At 78.9% G+C, this 1,382-nt stretch carries 1 protein-coding gene; it reads right to left on the bottom strand.

What is annotated here, in order from left to right:
* Nucleotides 1-160 precede the first annotated feature (160 nt).
* Complete coding sequence (locus tag ICW40_RS17590; protein ID WP_221655304.1) at nt 161-1,369, bottom strand: TadA family conjugal transfer-associated ATPase; 1,209 nt, start codon at nt 1,367-1,369, stop codon at nt 161-163.
* Nucleotides 1,370-1,382 lie beyond the last annotated feature (13 nt).

Here is a 1,382-nt window from a genome sequence, read left to right as displayed (position 1 = left end):
CCGCTGCGCAGCGCCGCCGCGACGCACGTGACGGCCGCGACGAGGTCCGCGAGCTCGGCCGACGAGCCGGGTCGCACACCCTGCTGCGCGCGCCGGCGTCGCTTCGTCGGGACCGTCGCGCCCTCGCGCCCGGGTGCCGCACGGAGACGCGCCGCGCGGCTCATCCCGCCCACCCTCGGAGCCCGCAGCGCTCCTCGAGCAGCGCCCAGCCAGGACCTGTCGTCACCCCGCCGTCCGCCGACACGAGGAGCGCCGGGACGACCCGCAGCCCGACACCACCCACGGTGCCGGGGTGCCGCTGGTCGTGGGCACGCTCCACCACGCCGAGCTCGGCGACGCGCCGGCGCCCGTCGTCGCGGCGCAGGTGGACGACCGCGTGGACCGCGCCGAGGGCCTGGGCCGCGACGGCCTCGGGCGCCATCCCGGCGAGCGCCCCGAGCGCCTCGAGCCGGGCGGGGACCTCGCGCGCGGCGTTCGCGTGCAGGGTCGCCCAGCCGCCCTCGTGCCCGGTGTTCAGGGCCGTGAGGACCTCACGCAGCTCGGCACCGCGCGCCTCGCCGAGCACGATGCGGTCGGGACGCATGCGGAGCGCGTGCCGCACGAGGGCCACGAGGTCGACCTCGCCCGCGCCCTCGACGTTCGCCCGGCGGGCCGTGAGCCGGACGACGTGCGGGTGGTCAGGTGCCAGCTCGCCGACCTCCTCGATGACGACGACCCGCTCGTCGTGCGGGACCAGCGAGAGCAGGCTCGCGAGGAGCGTCGTCTTGCCCGTGCCCGTGGCACCCGAGACGAGCACGTTGGCGCGCCGGGCGACGAGCGCACGCAGCACGGGTTCGACCGCCGTCGCCACCGTGCCGTCCGCGACGAGGTCCGCGAGCGGGAAGGCGGTGCGCCGCAGCACGCGCAGCGACAGCAGGGCGCCGCCGGGCGACACGGGCGGCAGGACGGCGTGCAGGCGCGTGCCGTCCGGGAGGCGGGCGTCGGCGACGGGCGCGGCGTCGTCGAGACGCTGACCGCCCGCTGCGGCGAGCCGGACGGCGAGCGCGCGGACCGCGGCGGCGTCCCCGAGGTCGACGTCGGCCCGTTCGAGCCCGCGACCCCGGTCGACCCAGACGGCGTCCGGGCCGTTGACCAGCACGTCCGTCACCCCGGGCAGCTCGAGGAGCGGCTGGAGGGGACCCGCCCCCTCGACCTCGGCCCGGACCGTGCGCACGAGCGACGCGAGGTCCTCGCGCCCGAGCACGGCGCCGTGCTCGCGCACGACGGCGACGATCGCCTCCGCGCCCGTGCGGCCGTCGCCCTCGGCGGCGCGGCGCCTCACCTCGTCGAGCACGTCGGCCGCGGCGACGCCCCGCGCGCGCTCAGCCATGGCGACCCACCGT

It is taken from the genome of Actinotalea ferrariae, assembly GCF_019733465.1.
GTDB classification, from domain to species: domain Bacteria; phylum Actinomycetota; class Actinomycetes; order Actinomycetales; family Cellulomonadaceae; genus Actinotalea; species Actinotalea ferrariae_A.
Note: the sequence above shows the minus strand (reverse complement) of the source record. Positions and strands in the feature narration are given on the sequence as shown.

Coding starts and splice junctions, on each gene's coding strand:
- ICW40_RS17590 (WP_221655304.1), bottom strand. CDS start 1,369: ATGGCTGAGCGCGCGCGGGGCGTCGCCGCGGCCGACGTGCTCGACGAG.